Consider the following 18,807-nt stretch of genomic DNA (forward strand, 5'->3'; position numbering starts at 1 on the left):
TCCTACGCGCCTTCCTTGAGGACCCTCGTGACGAGGGCCCGCTGGGCGTCGGTGAGGCGGGGGTCGCGGCAGCGGACGGTGGTGCCGTCAACGGTGATCTCGTAGGAGAAACCGTCGGGGACGCCCCGGGCGTCGCCGTCGCCGTCGGCGAGGACGGTGGCGGCCAGGGACTCCAGTCCGGGGTCCGCGACCACCACCTCCGCCGACCGCTCGATGCCCGCGAAGCCGCCCGTGCGCCGCACTCGAATCCGCATGGGCCCTGTCTACCAGTCCGTCAGTCGGTGGGCACCCCCACCGCCGACCACGCCTTCAGGACGGCCTGGATCTCCTCGCCGTCGCCGTACCGGGCCCGGGCCGCCGCGACGGTCGCCGCGGCGAACTCCGAGAAGCGGGTCTCGGGGGTGAGGGTGCCGCCGGTCATGACGTCGTACCAGATGCGTCCCGGGCGCTCCCAGGCGTTGCCGCCCAGCTCGGTGGCGAGCAGGTAGAAGGCGTGGTTGGGGATGCCGGAGTTGATGTGCACCCCGCCGTTGTCGCGGCCCGTGCGGACGTAGTCGTCCATGTGCCCGGGCTGCGGGTCCTTGCCGAGGACGTCGTCGTCGTACGCGGTGCCCGGGGCCTTCATGGAGCGCAGGGCCGTCCCCTGCACGTTCGGGTGGAAGAGGCCCTCGCCGATCAGCCAGTCGGCCTCCCGCGCGCTCTGGCCGCGGGCGTACTGCTTCACGAGGGAGCCGAAGACGTCGGAGACGGACTCGTTGAGGGCGCCGGACTGGCTGAAGTACTCCAGGTTCGCCGTGTACTGGGTGAAGCCGTGGGCGAGCTCGTGGCCGATGACGTCCACCGGGAGGGTGAAGTCGAGGAAGATCTCGTCGTCGCCGTCGCCGAACACCATCTGCTCGCCGTTCCAGAAGGCGTTGCCGTAGTGCTCGTCGTAGTGGACGGAGGCGATCAGGGGCAGCCCCGAGCCGTCGATCGAGTCGTGGCCGAAGGCGTGGAGGAAGAGGTCGAAGGTGGCGCCGAGGCCCGCGTAGGCCCGGTTGACGGTGGCGTCGGCGACCGCCTCGTCGCCCTCGCCCCGGACCCTGGTGCCCGGCAGGTCGGTGCCGCGCTCGCAGTCGTGGACGGTCCGGTGGGGGCGGCCGGCGTCGCCGGGGGCGAGCGTGGGCACCGCGCCCGGCAGCGGCAGCACCCGGAAGGTGCGGGCGGCGGCGTCGGCGACGAGGGTGCGGCGCGCGGTGGCGGCGACGGCCGCGTTGGAGGAGCGGGCCAGGTGCTCCAGGAGGTGGGGCGGGACGATCGAGCAGAAGACGGACGTCTGGGGAGTCATCCCTGCAATGTGGCACTGAGTGATGCGACTGTCACGAGGAGAGACGAGGATTGGCGAAATGGAGTGATGCGTCACTGTTCGGGCTTGACGTGACAGCCGTCCCGCATACTGAAACAGGACGTCCGCCCTCCACGGACTGGGCTATGGTGACGCACATCATGCGTTTCGGGCTGCTTCTCCTTAGCTGCCGCGGCGAGGGCCTGTAGTCGTAGGCCGACCCCCTCCCCGCGGGTACTGGCGTTGCGTTCGACAGTCGGCCGTCCCTCCGTTGGACCCCCGAGGAGCCCTACGCAATGTCCCAGTCGCCTTTCGTCAGCCGCCCGACGCCCGTCACCAACGCGACCCACACGCAGCGCCCGTCCGGGATGCCGATCCACAAGTACGGCCGGTACGAGGCCGTGGCCATCCCCGACCGCACCTGGCCCGAGCAGCGGATCACCAAGGCGCCGCGCTGGCTCTCCACCGACCTGCGCGACGGCAACCAGGCGCTGATCGACCCGATGTCGCCGGCCCGCAAGCGCGAGATGTTCGACCTGCTGGTCCGCATGGGCTACAAGGAGATCGAGGTCGGCTTCCCGTCCTCGGGCGAGACCGACTTCGCGTTCGTGCGCTCGATCATCGAGGACGGCGCGATCCCGGACGACGTGACGATCTCCGTACTGACCCAGGCCCGCGAGGACCTGATCGAGCGGACCGTGGAGTCGCTGGTCGGCGCGAAGCGCGCCACCGTCCACCTGTACAACGCCACCGCCCCCACCTTCCGCCGGGTCGTCTTCCGCGGCTCGAAGGAGCAGATCAAGCAGATCGCCGTGGACGGCACGCGGCTGGTGATGGAGTACGCGGAGAAGCTGCTGGGCCCGGAGACGGCCTTCGGCTACCAGTACAGCCCGGAGATCTTCACCGACACCGAGCTGGACTTCGCCCTGGAGGTCTGCGAGGCGGTCTGCGACGTCTGGCAGCCCGGCCCGGGCCGCGAGATCATCCTCAACCTGCCCGCCACCGTGGAGCGTTCGACGCCGTCCACGCACGCGGACCGGTTCGAGTGGATGTCCCGGAACCTGACCCGCCGCGAGCACGTCTGCCTGTCCGTCCACCCGCACAACGACCGAGGCACGGCGGTCGCCGCGGCCGAGCTGGCCGTCATGGCCGGCGCGGACCGCATCGAGGGCTGCCTGTTCGGGCAGGGCGAGCGCACCGGCAACGTCGACCTGGTGACCCTGGGCATGAACCTGTTCAGCCAGGGAGTCGACCCGCAGATCGACTTCTCGCAGATCGACGAGATCCGCCGCACGTCCGAGTACTGCAACCAGATGGAGGTCCACCCGCGCCACCCCTACGCGGGCGACCTGGTCTACACCGCCTTCTCCGGCTCCCACCAGGACGCCATCAAGAAGGGCTTCGACGCGATGGAGGCCGACGCGGCCGCTGCGGGGAAGACCGTCGACGAGATCGAGTGGGCGGTGCCGTACCTGCCGATCGACCCGAAGGACGTCGGCCGCTCCTACGAGGCCGTCATCCGGGTCAACTCGCAGTCCGGCAAGGGCGGTATCGCGTACGTCCTGAAGAACGACCACAAGCTGGACCTGCCCCGCCGGATGCAGATCGAGTTCTCGAAGATCATCCAGCAGAAGACCGACACCGAGGGCGGCGAGGTCACGCCGGCCGCGATCTGGTCCGTCTTCCAGGACGAGTACCTGCCCAACCCGGACAACGCCTGGGGCCGCATCCAGCTGCGCTCCGGACAGAGCACCTCCGACACCGACGGCACGGACACGCTGACCGTCGAGGCGGTCGTGGACGGCGCCGAGACCGTGCTGTCCGGCTCCGGCAACGGCCCGATCTCGGCCTTCTTCGCCGCGCTGCAGTCGATCGGCGTGGACGCCCGCCTGCTGGACTACCAGGAGCACACCATGAGCGAGGGCGCCTCCGCACAGGCCGCCTCGTACATCGAGTGCGCCATCGACGGCCAGGTCCTGTGGGGCATCGGCATCGACGCCAACACGACCCGCGCCTCCCTGAAGGCGGTCGTCTCGGCGGTCAACCGCTCCGCCCGCTGACCGCCCACCGGCTCCGCTCCCGCCCCGCGTCCTCCCTTCCCGGAGGGCGCGGGGCGCCGTCGGCCACCCCGGAGGGTGATCTCGCGACGACCGGTTCGGCCATCGACCCCGCGGCGATCGGCCCCACCGCGGCCGCCCGGGCGGCCGGCGGAGGCTTCCTGGCCTTCGGAAAGCGTCGCCGTCGCTCCTCCCGAACGCCCCGGACGGGTGGCGTGTCTCGGCCAAGTCCGCGGTGAACTCCTGACGGGGTGCTGACGTCGCATCAAGGATGTGGCTAACATCACGCCAACGCCGGCAGTGCAGCCGGGCCGTTGAGGAGGTGCGTGTGCGGTCTGCCCGGAAATCACGTGGTGGGAAAGTGGGCGTCTGCGGAATCCGCACCTCCTGGAACACGGTCGGGGACGGCGAGTTCTTCTGCGAGGAGTGCGGGGGCGACCGGAACTACCGGCGGCGCACCGGCCGCCGCAGGTTCGCCGTCCTGGGGGTCCCGGTCCTGCCCCGCGGCTGTACGGGCCCCGTCGTCGAGTGCGCGGCCTGTCACACGCACTTCGGCACGGAGGTCCTCGACCACCCGACGACCAGCCGCTTCTCGGCGATGCTGCGCGACGGCGTGCACACCGTCGCCCTCGCCGTGCTCGCGGCCGGCGGCACCGACTCCCGGGCCGTCCTCGACCGGGCCGTGAGCGCGGTCCGGTCCGCCGGCTTCGCCGAGTGCACGGCCGTCCAGCTCGTCGACCTCGTCGAGGCGCTGGAGGCCGACACCGGCCGCTTCATGCCCGAGGTGAACCCCGAGGGGACGCTCCTCGCGATCGAGCTCCACGAGGCCCTGGAGCCGCTCACCCCGCACCTGGCGCCCTCCGGGCGGGAGTCGATCCTGCTCCAGGCGGCGCGGATCGCGCTCGCCGACGGGGCGTACCGCCCGGCCGAGATGGAGGTCCTCGGGACCGTCGGGAACGCCCTCGCGTTCGCCCCCGACGACACCGTCCGGCTCCTCGCCTCGGCCCGGACGGTGCCGTAGCGGACGGCTCCGCCGCGCTCAGGGCACGATGTTCTGGTTGAGCCGGAACACGTTGCCCGGGTCGTACCGGCGCTTGACCTCGCGCAGCCGGTCGTAGTTCTGCCGGTAGTTCACCCGCACGCGGTCCTGGTCGTCGGCGTCCATGAAGTTCACGTAGCCGCCCTCCTGGGTGTGCGGCCGCAGCTCCCGGTCGTAGGCGCGCGTCCAGGCGATGTTGCGCTCGGAGTCCGCCGGGTCGGTCCAGGTGCCGCCGAAGGAGTGCGAGAAGTCCGCGTCCCGGTAGGCGAAGGCGGTCTCCTCCGGTCCCACCTCGTGGCAGGCCCCGTCGATCGGGAAGATGGCGGTGTCCGACTCCAGCGACGGCATCGTCTCGCCGTACGCCATGTGGGCCGCGATGGCCCCGTCGGAGAGGCCGCGGCTGAAGTTCCCCTTCCAGTAGTGGTAGAGCCCCGGCGGCAGCTGCTCGTCGAAGAGGGTGTTGATCACCGGGTACGGCATCCGGTCCATGAACCGGCCGACGACCGGGCCGAGCCCGTCCAGCCGGGCCAGCACCTTCCCGTCCTCCGCCGGCGGGCCGGTGAAGCAGGTGAAGGCGGCGCAGATCGGGCGGCCGTGCCAGCGCTCGGGCAGGAACGGCTCCTGCGGGCCGAGCGCGATCACGAAGATCGAGTTCAGCTCCACCGGCGCGTCCGTGTTCATCGACCGCCAGGCGCGGGCCACGTCTCCGTCCAGCGGGTAGCAGGTGATCCCGCCGAAGACGAGGTCGACCGGGTGCAGCCGGTAGGCGAGCGAGGTGACGACGCCGAAGTTGCCGCCGCCGCCGCGCAGCGCCCAGAACAGGTCCGCGTTCCGCTCGGCGTCGCAGGACAGCAGCCGGCCCTCGGCGGTCACCACGTCCGCCGCGACGAGGTTGTCGCAGCTCAGCCCGTAACGGCGGGCGAGGTGCCCCATGCCGCCGCCGAGCGTGAGGCCGCCGACGCCGGTCGTGGAGACCACCCCGCCGGTGGTCGCGAGCCCGAAGGCGTGGGTGGCGTGGTTGAAGTCGCCCCAGGTGGCGCCGCCCTCGGCCCGGGCCGTCCGGGCCCCGGGGTCGACGCGGACGCCGCGCATCCGGGACAGGTCGACGACGAGGCCGTCGTCGACGGTGCCGAAGCCGGCGACCGCGTGGGAGCCGCCGCGCACGGCCAGCGGGAGGCCGTGCTCGCGGGCGTGCAGGACGGCCGCGATCACGTCGCCGGCGTCCACGGCGTGGACGACGACGGCCGGTCGGCGGTCGTGCAGGGCGTTGTAGACCCGGCGGGAGGCGTCGTACGACGGGTCGCCGCGGGTGACGACGGTGCCGCGCACGGCACCGCGGAGCGTGTCCAGGGATGCGGTCGTGGTGGTCATGGTTCCGGTGTAGCCCCGCGGGCGGCGGGGCCGCATCGCCCGAACCGCCCATGGACGGCACGGGCCGGGGATGGGCCGGACGGCCCACGGCCGGTTCAGGCCAGGCCGTGCGCGTAGGCGTAGGCCGTGGCGGCGGCGCGCGAGCCGACGCCCAGCTTGGCGAAGATGTTGTTCAGGTGCCGGGCGACGGTGTGCTCGCTGATCACCAGCGCGTGGGCGATGTCGCGGTTCGTGCCGCCGGCCGCGACCAGCCGCAGCACCTCGGCCTCCCGGGCGGTCAGCCCGCCCGGCAGCCGCCGCCGCGCGCCGCCGGAGAGCAGCGCCGCCGCGCGCCGGGCGTCCGGGACGGCCCCGAGCCGCTCGAACGCGGCGCGCGCGGCGGCCAGCTCCAGCCGGGCCGCCTCCTCGTCGCCCGCCGCCCGGCAGGCCGCGGCGAGCAGCATCCGCACCTGCGCCGCTTCGTACGGCACCCGCAGCTCCAGCCACCCGCCGAGCGCCCGGCGCAGGTGCGGCAGCGCGGCCCGGCCGGCGGAGAGGGCGACCGCGCCCTCCGCCGTGTCGGCCATCGCCCGCAGGAGGGGTACGTCCCCGGCGAGGGAGGCCAGCTGCTCCGCCGCCTCCGCGGCCCCCGGCGCGTCCCGGACGGCGAGGGCCACCTCCGTACGGGCGGCGAGGAGCCGGGCCCGGCCCAGGAGGTCGTGGCGCGGGTCGCTCTGGCAGGCGAGGGCGAGGGCGACGCCCGCGACCGCGGCGTCGGACCGGCCCTGGGCGAGGCGCAGCAGCGCGAGCCCCGGCTGCGGGATCCGCCCCAGTTCGTGCGCGTGGGCGTACGACTCCGCCGCCGCGTCGAGCCGCCCCTGCCGCCGCTGCACGTCCCCGGCGGCGTAGTACGCGGCCGCGGCCGACTCCAGGCAGTCCACCGGTACCTCCCGGCACGCGAGCCGGGCCTCCTCCTCCGCGAGCTCCCAGAGACCGAGCAGGTCGAGCACCTGGACGCGGTGGGCCCGGCACACGCCCCGGAAGGGGTTCTCGCCGGAGGGGACGGTCATGGGCAGGGTGCCGGCGGCGCCGGCCGCGTCGGGGGCGGCCGGGGGACGGCCGGACCAGGGCGGCGCACACCACTCCATGGCCGCGTCGGTCCACTCCACGGCGCGGCCGAAGTCGGCCGCCTCCATGCACTGGGTGAGGGCGAGGCAGTAGAGCCATCCCGTGAACATGCCGGTGAGCTCGCCGGCGCCGACCGCGCACATGGCGTCGTCGAGGAGGGCGAGGGCATCGGCGCGGCGGCCCTGGGCGAGGAGGACGGCGGACTCGGCCTGGCGGCTGAGGGCGAGCAGGTCGGGGCTGCCGGAGCGGAGCGCGAGCCGGGTCATGCGGTGGGTGGCGGCGAGGGCCGCCGCCGGGTCGCCGTGCTGCTCGGCCTCCTCGGCGTCGGTCCAGGCGAGGAAGCACTGTTCGGGGCAGGGGGGCAGGTCGGCGAGGTGGTGCCGGGCGCGGTGGAGCCAGCCGGAGGCGGCTGCGGGGCGCCCCAGGCCCCGGTACTCGTAGTGCAGCCACCAGGAGGCGAGCCCGGCGCCCCGGTGGTCGCCGGCCGCGAGGTATCCGGCGTGGGCGCGGAGCCGGGCGGTGACGGACTCGTCGACGTGCCCCGACCACCAGGCGGCGTCGGCGAGCACGGAGAGGTCGTCGGCGGTCAGGGCCGGGGAGGGATGCCGGTCGTGGGCGCGGAGCAGCGCGTACGCCTCCGGCCAGGACTCCCGGGCCGCGGCGTCCCGGGCCCGCTCGACCGCGTCGACCCCGGCGGTCCCGGCGGGGGTGCGGAGCGTGGGTGCGGACATGGGGCCTCACCTCATTCCCGGTCCTTTCAGGGTAGGACCGGGAACGGGCGAGGGCCCCGCGACCGGACGGTCGCGGGGCCCTCGCCCGTTCCGCTAGCCGATCGCGCCGCTGGCGCGCAGCATGTCCTCGCGCTCGACGAGCTTGACGCGCTCGCGGCCCTGCGGCTCGCCGAGGGCCTTCTCGGCGGCGTCCAGGGCGTACCAGCCCTCCCACGTCGTGTACGTGAGGCCCTTCTCCTCCAGGAAGGACACGACGGCGTCCTCCTGCGGGGTGGCGGGGGTGAGCAGGCGGCCGTGCGCGAAGTCGTCCAGGAGGTTCGCCACGGTCTCGTTGGCGTCGCCCTTGGTGTGGCCGATGAGGCCGACGGGGCCGCGGCGGATCCAGCCGGTGCAGTACGTGGAGGCCATGTGCTCGCCGGTCTCCTCGATCACCCGGCCGCCCTGGTCGGGCACGGTGCCGCTGGCGGTGTCCCAGGGGAGCTTGGGCAGCTCGTCGGAGAGGTAGCCGACGGCGCGGTAGACGGCCGTGACGTCCCAGTCGGTGGTGGTGCCGGTGCTCTTGACGTTGCCGGTGCCGTCGAGCTCGGTGCGCTCGGTGCGCAGGCCGACGACCTTGCCGTCCTCGCCGAGTATCTCGACGGGCGACTCGAAGAAGTGCAGGAAGAGCTTGTGCGGGCGCTCGCCGACGTCGCGGATCGCCCAGTTCTCCAGGGTCTTGGCGACCATGTCGGTCTGCTTGTTCTTGCGCCGCTCCGCGATCGAGCCCTCGTCGTAGTCGATGTCCTCGGGGTTGACGATGACCTCGATGGTGGGGGAGTGGTCCAGCTCGCGCAGCTCCATGGGGCTGAACTTGGCCTGGGCGGGGCCGCGGCGGCCGAAGACGTGGATCTCGACGGCCTTGTTGGCCTGGAGGCCCTCGTGGACGTTCGGCGGGATCTCGGTCGGCAGCAGCTCCTCGGCGGTCTTGGCGAGGATGCGGGCGACGTCGAGGGCGACGTTGCCGACGCCGAGGACGGCGACCTTCTCGGCGTGGAGCGGCCAGGTGCGCGGCACGTCGGGGTGGCCGTCGTACCAGGAGGCGAAGTCGGCGGCGCCGTAGCAGCCGTCGAGCTCGACGCCGGGGATGCGGAGCTCGCGGTCGGCCATGGCGCCGGTCGAGAAGACCACGGCGTCGTAGAAGGCGCGCAGGTCGTCGAGGTGGATGTCGGTGCCGTAGTCGACGTTGCCGAAGAGGCGGACCTGCGGCTTGTCGAGGACCTGGTGGAGGGCATTGATGATGCCCTTGATGCGCGGGTGGTCGGGGGCGACGCCGTAGCGGATGAGGCCGAAGGGGGCGGGCATCCGCTCGAAGAGGTCGATGGACACACCCGGCTCGGCGGCGGCGTCGGACTTCAGCAGCGCATCGGCGGCGTAGATTCCGGCGGGGCCGGCGCCGACGATCGCGACCCGGAGGGGGCGGGGCATGTCAGGTTCCCTTCGCAAGCGACGTGGCGGCGAAGCCGCCGACACTTAGGTCACCCTAAATAATGCCGCCCGCGAAGTGGTACCCGGCCCCGGTCTATGAGCTCATAAGGCGCACTTATGACTTCCATAAGCGCGCCTGTGTGCATTACGGCAGGGTGTCGAAACTGCCGAAGAAGAAGGCAGCGATCACCGCCCCGACGGCCACCGCGGTGAGTCCGAACCCGACGACGAGGAGGGACAGCACCCCGGCGGAGTTCCGGATCCGCCGGGCCCGCGCCCGCAGCGGAACGACCCGCCCGGGGTCCCGCGGATCATAGGCCGCCTGGATGTCCCACGTCCGCACGGGGGCCCGCACGGTGCGGACCACGCCGCCGGGATCCGCGTACGCGTAGAGGTTGCCCTCGCCCTGGAGCCGTACGGCGGAGGTCCGGACCCCGTGCCTCCGCAGGTACCGCTCCTCGTACGGCTCGAACGCCAGCAGCGCCCCGAGCGCGAGGACGGGCAGTCCGATGAAGGCGAACGGAATCATGACGATGAGGGCGGCCGGGTATCCCGCGACGCCCACGAGCACGCACAGGGCGACGAACGCCAGCGTCGCGAGCAGGGAGCCCCGCTTCACCCCGCGCAGCCAGTTCCGGTAGCTCGGCTGGTACAGCCGCTCGCCCGTGACGAGGTCCGCCCCGTCGACCGCGTCCGCCCGCTCCGGCAGCGCCGCGTTCACCGCCTCCGCGAAGGCCGCGGCCGCCGCCTCGTCCACCACGTCCCACACCCGGTGGACGTGGGTCCGCTCCGCCCCGGGCGCGGAGGTCAGCTCGATCGTGACCGTCCGCCCCTCGACGAGCACCCGGCCGACTGCCCGCAGCGGGATGAGCGTCTGCTCGTGCGGCCGGCGCACGAGCAGCGCCTCGCCCTCGGGCCGCACGACGGTGTCCTTGGCTGCGTGGAGGACGGGTATGGACGCGGTGATCGACATGTGCGTGATCGTAGGGGCGGGCGGAGGCGCATCGGAAGGGATTTCGCCGGTACGCGCCCGGTGCGCCCGCCCCCTGCCGACACCACGCCCGGGCGGGGCGGGGTCCGTCGGCGCGGTCGTCATCTCGCGATACCGGCGACGAATACCGACCACGCGGCGGCGGCCACGACGACGACGGGCCCGCCGGCGACCTTGCTGTCCCGCACGGGGACGACGCCGGGGATGTCATGGGAGACCTCGACGCAGTTGCCGCCGTCGCCGTCACTGTAGGAGCTCTTGAGCCAGCGGGCGTTGTTCAGGTCCTGCGCGCGCATCGTCTGTGGTCCTCCGCCGCCGACTCGATCAGGGGCAGGGACGCTTCCGGCGACAGAGCGGCGGCCCTGAGCAGATCGTAGGTCGCCTGTGCTCGCTTCACCACCGCCGGATCATCGAGGAGGTTGCCCGAATACACCGCCTCTGTATAGGCCGTTGGAGGAGCGTCCTCGAACTCCATCAGCTTCAGCGGTTTGCCCATCTGGGGGTAGGCGCCGGCGGCGAACGGGAGCACCTGGATCAGAGCCACGCGCCTGCGCGCCTGCGCCAGGAGGTGGTCCAGCTGCTCGGCCATGACGGCGGCTCCACCCACGGGGATGCGCAACGCGGTCTCGTGCAGGATCACCCAGTACATGGGCCGGGCGGCGTCCTCCAGGATCGCGGAGCGGTCCAGTCGGCCCCTGACCGTGTCCTCGACGTACTCGTCCGTGGCGAGCGGATTGCTCGCGCGCACGACCGACCGTGCGTAGGCGGGCGTCTGGAGCAGTCCCGGTACGGCCGTCGACTCGAACTCGCAGATCTTCGTGGCCATGTCCTCCAGTTCGGCGGCGGCCTGGAAATAAGACGCGTACGGCGAGTTGTTGATGAGTTTCCGCCACGTGCGTTCGAAAATACCACCGGTTTGTAGGACGTCGTCGATTCGCTGCGCCACATCCAGCTGGGGCTTTCGAATTCCCTGCTCGAACAGGCCGATGTACGCACCGGATACGAACACGCGTCTGCCCAGTTCGCCCTGGGAGATGCGGGCGCCCTCGCGGCGCTCCTTGAGGACCTCGCCGAAGAACTCCCAGGCATCCTGCTGCTTGCTTCTGGCCATGGATTAACTCCCCAACCCTACGCCGCAGTTGTCGGAGGCGGGCGTCTGCCGATTCTACGGATGTGCCGTCAGCCTGGAGAGGCGAAGCGGGAAATGGATTCAGAAAGGCATACGTTGGTGAAGGAAGACATCACGAAGACGACCACGGGGGCGGTCGGAGCGGCACAAGAGGCGGTGACGGAATTGCGGGAGGCGCTTGCGAGGGCGGGAATCAGGCTCCCTTCGCTGGGGCTCGACGTCGTCACGCTCGCGGCCGAGCCTCCGCGGCCGCTCGTGGAATTGGGATGCTGCACGGTGGAAACGGCCCGGCTCCTCGCCGCCGCCGTACTGCCGAGGGAGGAGAGTCGCTCATGACGCTGCCCATCGGGTCGTACGTCGTCGAGATCCGCACGGGACGGGTCGGGAGAGTGATGGGGCACGAGGGGCCCTATGTGCAGGTGCGCCCGCTGGGGGGCGGGCGCGAGTGGGACGTGGAGCCGGACGGGGTGCGGGAGGCGACGTCGTCGGAGCGGCTGAGCGCGGCGACGGCGCACGTGAACGCGCGGAGCAGGGGCGAGGTGCCCTGAGGGCGGCCGCGGGCCGGCGCGGCGGGAGGGGCGGCGCCGGCCCGTGAGGGCGGTCAGCGGGCCTGCCGGCGGGCCTCCTTGAGTTCGCGGTTGAGGGCCCAGGCGTCGGCGACGGGGCCGAGGTGGCCGAGCTTGTCGGGGTTGGTGACGGCGCGGATGGTCTGGACGCGGCCGTCGAGGACGTCGAGGGCGAGGGCCTGGAGGATCCGGCCGTCGCGGTCGCGGTAGAGGGCGCCGGGCTGGCCGTTGACGTCGCACGGCTCGCAGGTGACGTCGATGCGGGCCAGCCAGGGGAGCAGCGAGGTGAGGAGGCGGGCGACGTTCTCCGCGCCGACGACGGCGCGGGAGAGCTGCGGGGACTTGCCGCCGCCGTCGCCGACGAGCCGGACGTCGGCGGAGAGGAGGTCCTGGAGGCCGCCCAGGTCGCCGTTCTCCAGGGCGCCGAAGAAGCGGGCGGCGAGCTCCCGGCGCTCCTCGCGGTCGGCGGCGAAGCGGGGGCGGCCGTCGTGCATGTGGCGCCGGGCGCGGACGAGGAGCTGGCGGCAGGCGGCCTCCGAGCGGCCGACGGCCTCGGCGATGTCCTCGTAGTCGAAGGCGAAGACCTCGCGGAGCAGGAAGACGGCGCGTTCGAGGGGGCTGAGGCGTTCGAGGAGGAGCAGCGCCGCCATGGAGACGGAGTCGGCGAGCTCGGCCGACCGCGCCGGGTCCTGGTAGGGGTCGCTGAGGAGCGGTTCGGGGAACCAGGGGCCGACGTACTCCTCGCGGCGGACCCGGGCGGAGCGCAGGACGTCGATCGAGAGGCGGGTGATCGTCGTCGACAGGAACGCCTTGGTGGAGGCGGGGCGGGTCGGCGAGGCGTCGAAGCGGAGCCAGGTCTCCTGGACGGCGTCCTCGGCCTCGCCGACGCTGCCGAGGATGCGGTAGGCGATGGAGAAGAGCAGCGGGCGCAGCTCCTCGAACTCCTCGACCTTGCTCATGACGGCTTCCTTCCCGTGGATGTGCGTCGCTCGGATCAGTGGAACTGACCGGGAACGTAGTCGCCGGCGGGCTGCCGGGTGATCACGTTCAGCCGGTTGGCCAGGTTCATGAACCCGATGTGCAGGACGAGGGCGGTCAGCTGCTCCTCGTCGAAGTGCCGGGCGGCCCGCTCCCAGACCTCGTCGGAGACCCCGCCGGCGGCGTCGGCGGTCCGGGTGCCCTCCTCGGCGAGTTCCAGCGCGGCGCGCTCGGCCTCGGTGAAGACCGTGGCCTCCCGCCAGGCCACCACGAGGTTGAGCCGGACCGGGGTCTCGCCGGCGAGGACCGCCTCCTTGGTGTGCATGTCGATGCAGGCGGCGCAGCCGTTGATCTGGCTGACCCGCAGCGCCACCAGCTCCTGGACGGCGGCCGGCACCGACGACTCCTTGACGAGCCGGCCCGCGGCCATCAGGTGCTTGAACGCCTTGCCGGCGACGGGGGCTGCGAAGAGGTTCAGACGCGCGTCCATGGGGTGCTCCTTCGTGGGTGTCGCTCGCTGGGGTACACCCTGGAGACGAGACGGCCCCGGCCCCTGTGACACGGCCGGATGTGACCTGGGTCTCCCCGGGCCGCACGGTCCCGGGGGCGCCCTGCCGACCCGGGCCCGGCTGTCCGTGCCGTACGCGAGAATGGGGCGCATGAGTCTGTTCCGCGACGACGGCATCGTGCTGCGCACCCAGAAGCTGGGTGAAGCGGACCGCATCATCACCCTCCTCACACGGGGTCACGGCCGCGTACGCGCCGTGGCGCGCGGCGTGCGCCGGACGAAGTCGAAGTTCGGGGCGCGCCTCGAACCCTTCTCCCACGTGGACGTGCAGTTCTTCGCGCGGGGGAGCGAGCTGGTCGGACGCGGCCTGCCGCTCTGCACCCAGAGCGAGACCATCGCCGCGTACGGCAGCGGCATCGTCACCGACTACGCCCGCTACACGGCCGGCACGGCCATGCTGGAGACGGCGGAGCGCTTCACCGACCACGAGGGCGAGCCCGCCGTCCAGCAGTACCTGCTGCTCGTCGGCGGCCTGCGGACGCTCGCCCGCGGCGAGCACGCCCCCCATCTGATCCTCGACGCCTTCCTCCTTCGCTCCCTCGCCGTCAACGGCTACGCGCCGAGCTTCGAGGACTGCGCCAAATGCGGCATCCACGGCCCGAACCGGTTCTTCTCGGTCGCGGCCGGCGGCGTCATCTGCGGCGACTGCCGCGTCCCCGGAAGCGTCGTACCCTCTGCGGAGGCCATCGGCCTGCTCAGCGCGCTCCTCACCGGCGACTGGGCGACGGCGGACGCGTGCGAGCCGCGTCACGTCAGGGAGGGCAGCGGACTCGTGTCCGCCTATCTGCACTGGCACCTGGAGCGCGGCCTGCGCTCCCTGCGGTACGTAGAGAAGAACTAGGAGATCCATCGCCATGGCCATCGCACGACTGCTCGGGCGCCAGCGCCGGGAGTACCGGACCCCCGAACCGCACCCGTCGGGCGCACGTCCGCCGAAGCTCCAGTCGGAGCTCGTCCCCGAGCACGTCGCGATCGTCATGGACGGCAACGGCCGGTGGGCCAAGGAGCGCGGGCTGCCGCGCACCGAGGGCCACAAGGTCGGCGCCGAGCAGGTGCTCGACGTGCTGCAGGGCGCGGTCGAGATGGGGGTGGGGGCCATCTCGCTGTACGCCTTCTCCACCGAGAACTGGAAGCGGTCGCCCGAGGAGGTGCGCTTCCTCATGAACTTCAACCGCGACTTCATCCGCAAGACGCGCGACCAGCTCGACGAGCTCGGCATCCGGGTCCGCTGGGTGGGCCGGATGCCGAAGCTGTGGAAGTCGGTGGCCAAGGAGCTCCAGATCGCGCAGGAGCAGACCAAGGACAACACGAAGCTCACGCTGTACTTCTGCATGAACTACGGCGGCCGCGCGGAGCTGACGGACGCGGCGCAGGCGCTGGCCGAGGACGTGAAGGCGGGACGGCTCGACCCGGCGAAGATCACCGAGAAGACCATCCAGAAGTACCTGTACTACCCGGACATGCCGGACGTCGACCTCTTCCTGCGGCCCAGCGGCGAGCAGCGCACCTCCAACTACCTGATCTGGCAGAGCGCGTACGCCGAGATGGTCTTCCAGGACGTGCTGTGGCCCGACTTCGACCGCCGCGACCTGTGGCGCGCCTGCATCGAGTACGCCCAGCGCGACCGCCGCTTCGGCGGCGTCGACCCGGCCGACCTCGCCGTCCTCGACAAGGGCTGACGCGCCCGTGGGGGAGGGGGTGGAGCTCGTCTACTCGGCCGAGTTCGACGAGGTGAACGAGGCGGTACGGGTCCGGCTGGGGGCCACCCGCTGGTGGCGGGCGCTGCGCTGGGCCGCACGCGGGGCGTGCGCCCTGGCCCTCCTGGTCGGGCTCCTGGCGCTGCTCTCCGGCGACGTGGCGGTGGGGGCGCAGCTGCTGGTCCTCGGCCCGGTGGCCGTCGGCGCCGTCGAGCTGGTGCCGTGGGCGTCGGCCCGCAGTGTCTTCCGGCTGATCCGGGCGCAGGGCGAGGCCCGGGCGTTCGTGGACGAGGCCGGCGGGCGGTGGACCTCGCGGGACACCGACGTGACGATCCGCTGGGCGCTGCTGACCCGGTACGCGGAGACGCCCCGGCTCTTCGTCCTGTTCACCGACCGCGAGGCCGGTACCGGTCTCGCCTACCTGCCCAAGCGCGGGCTCGCGGCACCGGCCGAGGCGGACCGGCTGCGGGCGGTCCTGGACCGGCACGCCGCCCGGGTGTGAGGACACGACGAGCGGGCCCGCACCGGAATTCCCCGGTGCGGGCCCGCTCGTATGTCAGGTCACTTGACCGCGCACTCCGCGCAGGTGCCGAAGATCTCGACGGTGTGGGCCACGTTCACGAAGCCGTGCTCGCTGGCGATCGTCTCGGCCCACTGCTCCACCATGGGGCCCTCCACCTCCACCGCCTTGCCGCAGACGCGGCAGACGAGGTGGTGGTGGTGGTCGCCGGTCGAGCAGCGGCGGTAGACCGTCTCGCCCTCGCTGGTGCGCAGCGCGTCGACCTCGCCCGCGTCCGCCAGGGACTGGAGCGTGCGGTAGACGGTGGTGAGGCCGACGGAGTCGCCGCGGTGCTTGAGCATGTCGTGCAGCTCCTGGGCGCTGCGGAACTCGTCCACCTCGTTCAGCGCCGCCGAGACGGCGGCCCGCTGCTTGGTCGAGCGGCCGCGTACGGGGGGTCCTGCCGTCACCACGGGGGCCTCCTTGAATGCTTGTCTGCCCCGCCATTCTGCCAGCCCCCCACGCCCCCGCGGTCAGACCGGGATCAGACCTTCACGTCGTCGGCCGGCCGCCGGGTGGCCGGGACCGGTGCGTCGCAGTGCGCGGCGCCCGCCTCGGCGGCGCGGGCCCGCCGCTTCGCGAGCGGGGCGGCGAGCAGGGTCAGCAGGACGAAGACGCCGATCGCGTACAGGACGATCGTCGCCCCGGGCGGCACGTCCTGGTAGTACGAGGTGACCGTGCCGGCGACGGTGACCGTGATGCCGGTCGCCACCGCGAGGACGAAGGTCGCGCGGAAGGACTTCGACAGCTGCTGGGCGGCCGCGACGGGCACCACCATGAGGGCGCTGACCAGGAGCAGGCCGACGACCCGCATGGCGACCGTGACGGTGACGGCGGCGGTGACCGCGATCAGGAGGTTCAGGGCGCGCACCGGCAGGCCGGTGACGCGGGCGAACTCCTCGTCCTGGCTGACGGCGAAGAGCTGCTTGCGCAGGCCGACGGTGACGAGGACCACGAAGGCGGCGAGGACGCTGATCGCCGTGACGTCCGAGGCCGAGACCGTGGAGAGCGAGCCGAAGAGGTAGGAGCTGAGGTTGGCGTTGGAGCCGGTCGGCGAGAGGTTGATCAGCAGGACGCCGCCGGCCATGCCGCCGTAGAAGAGCAGGGCGAGCGCGAGGTCGCCGCGGGTCTTGCCGTACGCCCTGATCAGTTCCATGGCGACGGAGCCGGCGACGGCGACGAGGGTCGCCATCCAGACCGGGCTGGAGTTCAGGAGGAAGCCGAGGCCGACGCCGGTCATGGCGACGTGGCCGATGCCGTCGCCCATCAGCGCCTGGCGGCGCTGCACGAGGTAGATGCCGACGGCGGGGGCGGTGATGCCGACGAGGACGGCCGCGAGGAGTGCCCGCTGCATGAAGGGGAGCTGGAGGATTTCCATGTCAGGTCGGCTTCCTCAGGTCAGCAGACCCGTACGGAGCGGCTCGCCGGCCGCGTGCGGATGGACGTGGTCGTGGCCGGGCAGCGCGTGCTGGCCCAGGGCCTCGGGCGGCGGGCCGTCGTGGACGACACAGCCGTCGCGCAGGACGACCGCCCGGTCGATCAGCGGCTCCAGCGGGCCCAGCTCGTGCAGGACGAGGAGGACGGAGGTGCCGCCCGCGACCTGCTCGCGCAGGGTGGCGGCGAGGATCTCCTGGCTGGCGAGGTCGACGCCCGCCATCGGCTCGTCCATGATCAGCAGTTCGGGCTGGGAGGCGAGCGCGCGGGCGATCAGGACGCGCTGGTGCTGGCCGCCGGAGAGCGCGGAGACGGAGTCCTCGGCGCGGTCGGCGAGGCCGACGAGGTCGATGGCCCGGGCGACGGCTGCCCTGTCGGTCCTGGTGGTCCAGCCGAACTTCCGGCGGGAGAGCCGGCCGGAGGCGACGACCTCACGGATGGTGGCGGGGACGCCGCTGGCGGCCGTGGTGCGCTGGGGCACGTAGCCGACGCGGGCCCAGTCGCGGAACCGCCGTCGCTCGGTGCCGAACAGCTCGATCGTGCCGCCGGTCAGCGGCACCTGGCCGATGACGGCGCGGACGGCGGTGGACTTGCCCGAGCCGTTGGCGCCGAGCAGGGCGACGACCTCGCCCCGCCCGACGGTGAGGTCCACGCCCCGCAGGACGGGCCGGGCGCCGAGGGCCGCGGTGGCTCCGCGGACGGAGATGACGGGATCCGGGGCTGCCATGGCGCGTACCTCCTGCTGTGCTGTGGTCACTTGGCGCCGAGGGCCTTCTGCAGCGCGGCGAGGTTCGACCGCATGACCTCGATGTAGTCATCGCCCTTGGACTTGTCCGTGATTCCCTCGAGCGGGTCGAGCACGTCCGTCTTCAGGCCGGTGTCGCCGGCGAGGGTCTTCGCCGTCTTGTCGCTGGCGAGGGTCTCGAAGAAGACGGTCGAGACCTTGTCCTTGGCGGCGATGTCCTGGAGCTCCTTGATGCGGGCGGGGCTCGGCTCGGACTCGGGGTCGATGCCGGTGATGCCCTCCTGCTCCAGGTGGTAGCGCTCGGCGAGGTAGCCGAAGGCGGAGTGGGTGGTGATGAAGGTCCGGGTGGCGGTGGTCTTCAGGCCGTTCTCGAACGCGGTGTCCAGGTCGGCGAGCTTCTTCACCAGGGCGTCGGTGTTCTTCGCGTAGTCCGCGGCGTGGGCCGGGTCGGCCTTCTGCAGCGCGGTGCCGACGCCCTTGGCGACCTCGGCGTACTTCACGGGGTCGAGCCAGATGTGGGGGTCGGCACCCGCCTCGGAGCCGTGGTCGTGGCCGTGCTCCTCCTCGGCGGCGTGGTCGTGGCCGACCTCGGCGCCGTGCTCCTCGAGCGTGGTGAGGGTGGCGGCGTCGACGGTGTTCGCGACGCCGGCCTGGGCGATCGCCTCGTCGACGGCGGGCTGGACGCCCTTGAGGTAGAGGATGACGTCGGCCTCGCCGAGCGCGCCGATCTGCTTCGGCTTGAGCTCCAGGTCGTGGGGTTCGACGCCGGGCTTCGTCAGGGTGTCGACGGCGACGTGGGCGCCGCCGATCTGCTCGGCCAGGTACTGCATCGGGTAGAACGACGCCACCACGTCCAGCTTGCCGCCGCTGCCCTTGCCGGCCGCGTCGGAGGTGCCGGCGCAGGCGGAGAGGGTGACGAGGCCGAGCGCGACGGCTCCGGCGAGGGCGGTGCTGGGTATGAGGCGACGTACGTTCATGACACTCATTTTCAACAAAAGTGGAAACGGTTGTCAATTGCCTTCCGGGTGGCCCCCCTCACGGGACCCG

21 protein-coding genes are annotated in these 18,807 nt (G+C 72.4%); 7 read left to right on the forward strand and 14 right to left on the reverse strand.

All coding sequences use genetic code 11. The features are described 5' to 3' along the window. Nucleotides 1–2 precede the first annotated feature (2 nt). Both AB0424_RS17020 and AB0424_RS17025 read right to left on the reverse strand, forming a co-directional pair. Nucleotides 3–254 carry a protealysin inhibitor emfourin gene (locus AB0424_RS17020; protein ID WP_366306091.1) on the reverse strand — a complete coding sequence of 84 codons (252 nt, stop codon included), beginning with the start codon at nt 252–254 and terminating at the stop codon, nt 3–5. A gap of 20 nt (nt 255–274) precedes the next feature. Further along, nucleotides 275–1,327, reverse strand: a complete 1,053-nt coding sequence (locus AB0424_RS17025; protein ID WP_366306092.1) for a M4 family metallopeptidase — start codon at nt 1,325–1,327, stop codon at nt 275–277. A 293-nt stretch (nt 1,328–1,620) separates the two neighbouring features. On the opposite strand from AB0424_RS17025, the gene leuA reads away from it, so the two are divergent. Continuing rightward, nucleotides 1,621–3,384 carry a 2-isopropylmalate synthase gene (leuA, locus tag AB0424_RS17030; protein ID WP_366306094.1) on the forward strand — a complete coding sequence of 588 codons (1,764 nt, stop codon included), beginning with the start codon at nt 1,621–1,623 and terminating at the stop codon, nt 3,382–3,384. 325 nt (nt 3,385–3,709) lie between these two features. Then, on the forward strand, nt 3,710–4,402 hold the full coding sequence (locus tag AB0424_RS17035) for a TerB family tellurite resistance protein (RefSeq protein ID WP_366306096.1): 693 nt from the start codon (nt 3,710–3,712) through the stop codon (nt 4,400–4,402). 18 nt (nt 4,403–4,420) lie between these two features. Here AB0424_RS17035 and AB0424_RS17040 read toward each other — a convergent pair whose 3' ends face one another. The 6 genes from AB0424_RS17040 to AB0424_RS17065 all read right to left on the reverse strand — a co-directional run bounded on the left by AB0424_RS17040 (nt 4,421) and on the right by AB0424_RS17065 (nt 11,195). Further along, nucleotides 4,421–5,791: an FAD-binding oxidoreductase gene (locus tag AB0424_RS17040; RefSeq protein ID WP_366306098.1), complete on the reverse strand. Its 1,371-nt coding sequence runs from the start codon at nt 5,789–5,791 to the stop codon at nt 4,421–4,423. Between the two features lie 95 nt (nt 5,792–5,886). Then, nucleotides 5,887–7,629 (reverse strand): helix-turn-helix transcriptional regulator, encoded by a 1,743-nt coding sequence (locus tag AB0424_RS17045; protein WP_366306100.1) that lies wholly within the window; start codon nt 7,627–7,629, stop codon nt 5,887–5,889. A gap of 93 nt (nt 7,630–7,722) precedes the next feature. Then, nucleotides 7,723–9,093, reverse strand: a complete 1,371-nt coding sequence (locus tag AB0424_RS17050) for an FAD-dependent oxidoreductase (protein ID WP_366306102.1) — start codon at nt 9,091–9,093, stop codon at nt 7,723–7,725. A 145-nt stretch (nt 9,094–9,238) separates the two neighbouring features. Then, nucleotides 9,239–10,066 carry a hypothetical protein gene (locus tag AB0424_RS17055; RefSeq protein WP_366306104.1) on the reverse strand — a complete coding sequence of 276 codons (828 nt, stop codon included), beginning with the start codon at nt 10,064–10,066 and terminating at the stop codon, nt 9,239–9,241. 119 nt (nt 10,067–10,185) lie between these two features. Continuing rightward, nucleotides 10,186–10,380, reverse strand: a complete 195-nt coding sequence (locus AB0424_RS17060; RefSeq protein WP_366306106.1) for a DUF397 domain-containing protein — start codon at nt 10,378–10,380, stop codon at nt 10,186–10,188. Next, nucleotides 10,362–11,195 carry a helix-turn-helix transcriptional regulator gene (locus tag AB0424_RS17065; protein WP_366306108.1) on the reverse strand — a complete coding sequence of 278 codons (834 nt, stop codon included), beginning with the start codon at nt 11,193–11,195 and terminating at the stop codon, nt 10,362–10,364. Before AB0424_RS17065 ends, AB0424_RS17060 begins: the two co-directional genes overlap by 19 nt. Before the next feature lie 93 nt (nt 11,196–11,288). Here AB0424_RS17065 and AB0424_RS17070 point away from each other — a divergent pair, with 93 nt between their 5' ends. Together AB0424_RS17070 and AB0424_RS17075 are read left to right on the forward strand one after the other, a co-directional pair. Continuing rightward, nucleotides 11,289–11,549 carry a hypothetical protein gene (locus tag AB0424_RS17070; protein ID WP_366306110.1) on the forward strand — a complete coding sequence of 87 codons (261 nt, stop codon included), beginning with the start codon at nt 11,289–11,291 and terminating at the stop codon, nt 11,547–11,549. Beyond that, nucleotides 11,546–11,761, forward strand: a complete 216-nt coding sequence (locus tag AB0424_RS17075) for a hypothetical protein (protein WP_366306111.1) — start codon at nt 11,546–11,548, stop codon at nt 11,759–11,761. The genes AB0424_RS17070 and AB0424_RS17075 overlap by 4 nt, the downstream gene beginning before the upstream one ends. 53 nt (nt 11,762–11,814) lie before the next feature. On the opposite strand, the gene AB0424_RS17080 is transcribed toward AB0424_RS17075, so the two are convergent. After that, on the reverse strand, nt 11,815–12,738 hold the full coding sequence (locus AB0424_RS17080) for an RNA polymerase sigma-70 factor (protein ID WP_366306113.1): 924 nt from the start codon (nt 12,736–12,738) through the stop codon (nt 11,815–11,817). Nucleotides 12,739–12,773: 35 nt separating this feature from the next. Then, nucleotides 12,774–13,247, reverse strand: coding sequence for a carboxymuconolactone decarboxylase family protein (locus AB0424_RS17085; protein ID WP_366306115.1), 474 nt, complete (start codon nt 13,245–13,247; stop codon nt 12,774–12,776). Nucleotides 13,248–13,416: 169 nt separating this feature from the next. Between AB0424_RS17085 and recO the strand changes: the two genes are divergently transcribed. Genes recO through AB0424_RS17100 form a run of 3 tightly spaced genes read left to right on the forward strand, consistent with a single transcriptional unit; the run spans nt 13,417 to nt 15,524 of the window. Then, the gene (gene recO, locus AB0424_RS17090) at nt 13,417–14,166 is read left to right on the forward strand and encodes a DNA repair protein RecO (protein ID WP_366306117.1); all 750 of its coding nucleotides are present in this window, start codon (nt 13,417–13,419) and stop codon (nt 14,164–14,166) included. 13 nt (nt 14,167–14,179) lie between these two features. Then, on the forward strand, nt 14,180–15,004 hold the full coding sequence (locus tag AB0424_RS17095; protein ID WP_366306118.1) for an isoprenyl transferase: 825 nt from the start codon (nt 14,180–14,182) through the stop codon (nt 15,002–15,004). Between the two features lie 7 nt (nt 15,005–15,011). Further along, a complete protein-coding gene (locus AB0424_RS17100) occupies nt 15,012–15,524 on the forward strand; it encodes a YcxB family protein (protein WP_366306119.1) in 513 nt (170 codons plus the stop codon). A gap of 59 nt (nt 15,525–15,583) precedes the next feature. Here AB0424_RS17100 and AB0424_RS17105 read toward each other — a convergent pair whose 3' ends face one another. The 4 genes from AB0424_RS17105 to AB0424_RS17120 all read right to left on the reverse strand — a co-directional run bounded on the left by AB0424_RS17105 (nt 15,584) and on the right by AB0424_RS17120 (nt 18,737). Further along, a complete protein-coding gene (locus AB0424_RS17105; RefSeq protein ID WP_366306121.1) occupies nt 15,584–15,994 on the reverse strand; it encodes a transcriptional repressor in 411 nt (136 codons plus the stop codon). Nucleotides 15,995–16,065: 71 nt separating this feature from the next. After that, a complete protein-coding gene (locus tag AB0424_RS17110; protein ID WP_366306122.1) occupies nt 16,066–16,959 on the reverse strand; it encodes a metal ABC transporter permease in 894 nt (297 codons plus the stop codon). A gap of 15 nt (nt 16,960–16,974) precedes the next feature. After that, a complete protein-coding gene (locus AB0424_RS17115; RefSeq protein WP_366306124.1) occupies nt 16,975–17,742 on the reverse strand; it encodes a metal ABC transporter ATP-binding protein in 768 nt (255 codons plus the stop codon). A gap of 26 nt (nt 17,743–17,768) precedes the next feature. After that, complete coding sequence (locus AB0424_RS17120) at nt 17,769–18,737, reverse strand: metal ABC transporter substrate-binding protein (protein ID WP_366306126.1); 969 nt, start codon at nt 18,735–18,737, stop codon at nt 17,769–17,771. Between the last annotated feature and the right edge of the window lie 70 nt (nt 18,738–18,807).

The sequence above is a fragment of the Streptomyces sp. NPDC051180 genome, assembly GCF_040689545.1.
Taxonomy (GTDB): domain Bacteria; phylum Actinomycetota; class Actinomycetes; order Streptomycetales; family Streptomycetaceae; genus Streptomyces.